Below are 2,930 nucleotides of genomic sequence, written 5' to 3'. Positions count from 1 at the left end.
TGGATTTCACTGTCCGCTTGTTGCTGATTGCTGGACACAACTCAACAAGCGGACTTCTCAACTAACGGCTTTGTGAAGTACTGATGCTGAAATAATTATGAACTCAGCTGTGGATCTGGAATTCTCGACGGGAGATTCCACCTATATTGCAAACAACATAATATTGACAGACGATTACATTTCTGATATTGGATCAGCAAGCCAAGAAAATCCAATATCCATTCGCTGGCATGACGTTGAAGAGCAAGAATAGAGTTCCAGTTTCTGAGATACGCGGACATAGGCCTACTTCTCAGAGAAATACTTGCAGGTTCTGAAGCTGTGGAACCAGCCTACCGTTCCCAGGCTATGTTATATTGGATGAAAGTGATTATTATCTACTAAACTAATCACATATCGTATGACTGAGTCTAAAATCATATTCGATGATTTGCGATCTGCTTTTACAGAGCTCTATGAGTCTCGGTGTAGTGGATCCTGGTTCGTTGAAGTCAAAGGCCAGGCTTCCCCAATACTCCGGGCTTCTGTCGGTCGATTCGACTGTTTGCATACACTACCTGCTGAAAAGTTCAGGGAGCAAGAACGATTTTTCAGGGCAAAGGGGTTAGAAACAACTCGCAACGTCAGTGCCGACCGTAATAGTGATTGGATTGGATTATCCCGCGATGACGTAGGGTCTCTGATTGCTGAAGGAGACATACTTACTCCAGACCATGCAACCGAGATCACTCGGGATTTCCTCACCGAAGTGCATGAGTGCCATGTAGATGAATTCCAGGTATATTTGGTTCATGAAGGCGGCGAACAAATGAACTACAATCTTGAAGATGTTTTTTCGACGAGGAGGTTCAGAAGAACTTATCAAATTATTCCTTTTGTAACCTGTATACTCTGGATTCCGTTATTGGCTTTGCTTGCCGATGGTTTCACTACAATTTCTACCAATCCTCTCAGTATTTTTAGCGTTGCTAACACATTTATTGGATATCTATTATTTATAGTCGTATTTGCTATCGGAGTAGGGGCAGGTGCGGGTATGATGTACCATGAATTACCTGAATCAGCGACAAACCAACTGGACGGGACGCTTTTCAGCATAGCCATTCATTCCGGGATCACCCAGCTGGCAGTAGGTGGGATAGTCGGCGTTGTCGGTGGACTAATTCTTGTATTATCTAAGTATACTCTTGGAAATACAATCGGCTCAGTAGTTGATATCGTGGCCGTGTTACTTGTCTTGATCGGTCTGGTTGGAATAATCTCCCTCATTTGGTTCGGAAGAGTATCAAATGAAGTTAAACCATTCATAGGTGCCGTTCTTGTTATCATCGCTATCAGTGACTGGATAATTACCTTTTTTAGCACAGGATCGACTTCCGGCACTTGGCCTTCACTCGTTTTAGGATCAATGTTTGCCACCGTCGCGCTCATGGGGCTTGTCTCACCTACTGCAAATTTGGAGACTTATCTCGAGACGTACATCGACTCCTACCAAGAAGCTCAGGAAAAATATCAAGCTGCAAAACACCGACATGAGATTATCAAGGAGGCAGCACCTCCAGACATTGTCGTCGATGTTGATGTAGAAACCTGTAACCCAGATGTAACCGATGGGCCAGCTGCAGCGCTAAAGCACATTGATCGTGTCCACTCAGAGCTGACCCAAATCGGTAAAGAAATCGAACAATATCGCATTGTTACAAAGGCGTACGAGACCCTCAAAGAACGCCAGGAAAAGCTTCAGCGACGAGCGCAGCCGTTCGGGGCTATAGATGCAGAGATGAGGATCAAAGATTATCAGGTAAAGGACGAAGATGCTGCCGAATATCGCGCATATCTCAAATCCGTCAAAGCAGATCTGTCTACGCTTGAGGAATCAGTCAACGCCTGGGAGCAAGCGAAGAAAGAATATGAAAACCTTCGGGAGTTTCAGAAGGAACTCAACCGACGGGCCCAGCCCCTCAACATTGCTGATGAGGACGTGGAAATCGTACCGATCTCATCCGTCGCAACCGATAGAGAGGTTACTGACTATCGGTCTCATCTAAAATCCGTTCGTACCGAGCTCGAGGAGCGCGAATGCGGGATCGAACGCCAAGAACGCTATCGCGACGTCCAAGACCGGGCTAAGGAGCTACGCGAGCGAATACAACTGAGCGCTCAAACTCATTCCGGCACACCGTTTGATGCTCTTGAAACGGACATAACCGCGTCCTTTGAGGCTGCCTCCGACGATAGCGCTGAAGAGTTAGAGAACTATCTCGACGATGTCGAAGAGATCCACCAGAACGCAACCTCCGTGTTAAACTTTCTTGACCGAGTCGACCATTCTCATCCTTCAGTTGACGAACCAGCTTGGCGAGACGCCGTGGAAATGGCCTTGACCGAGTGTTATCCGAACGTCCTACGGCCGATTGCCAGTGATATTGCTGCTATGGAGGAAGGTTGTTGGGAACGTGATGACTTGGCGACCTACACATGGGATGAGTTTGAGAGCTTGGTGGGTAGCTACTATCGAAATAAAGGCTATGATGTGGAGGTTACACAGGTCTCACACGATGGTGGTGTCGATGTCTGGGCTACGAATAAGAATGAGACAGTTGCAATCCAGGTTAAACAATACAACGGCGGTAACCGCGTTGGACGGCCTACGCTACAGCGTCTTGTTAGTGTGATCGCTAAAGGCGATGCTGACCGCGTCGTGGTCGTAACAAGTGCAGAATTCACAGATTCTGCAGTTGAGTATGCCAATGAGTTTGGCGAAGGGTTAGATCTCATCGATGGCACTGATCTCGTCGATCGACTTTCCCGGTCAGAACTTCTACCCTCAGTATGAATATTCTGGTTGTATGTGTTTACCCCGAGGTCTCGACAGCCGGCACAGCGTGAGCCCGTGAGATCATCTCATTGCTGCTGACGACTCGGCGAAG

Annotated in this window: 2 protein-coding genes; both read left to right on the top strand. The window is 47.2% G+C overall.

Features of this window, described 5'->3' with window-relative positions; translation table 11 throughout:
• Window positions 1–97: 97 nt before the first annotated feature.
• Window positions 98–253: a hypothetical protein gene (locus GS429_RS06975; protein WP_160064027.1), complete on the top strand. Its 156-nt coding sequence runs from the start codon at window positions 98–100 to the stop codon at window positions 251–253.
• Between the two features lie 147 nt (window positions 254–400).
• Complete coding sequence (locus GS429_RS06970) at window positions 401–2,836, top strand: restriction endonuclease (protein ID WP_160064025.1); 2,436 nt, start codon at window positions 401–403, stop codon at window positions 2,834–2,836.
• Window positions 2,837–2,930 lie beyond the last annotated feature (94 nt).

The organism is Natronorubrum halalkaliphilum (genome assembly GCF_009834785.1).
GTDB lineage: Archaea > Halobacteriota > Halobacteria > Halobacteriales > Natrialbaceae > Natronorubrum > Natronorubrum halalkaliphilum.
This window is presented reverse-complemented; position numbering and strand designations above follow the sequence as displayed.

Excerpts from the sequence above, each read along its gene's own strand:
- GS429_RS06970 (WP_160064025.1), top strand. The coding sequence starts at position 401 with ATGACTGAGTCTAAAATCATATTCGATGATTTGCGATCTGCTTTTACA.
- GS429_RS06975 (WP_160064027.1), top strand. The coding sequence starts at position 98 with ATGAACTCAGCTGTGGATCTGGAATTCTCGACGGGAGATTCCACCTAT.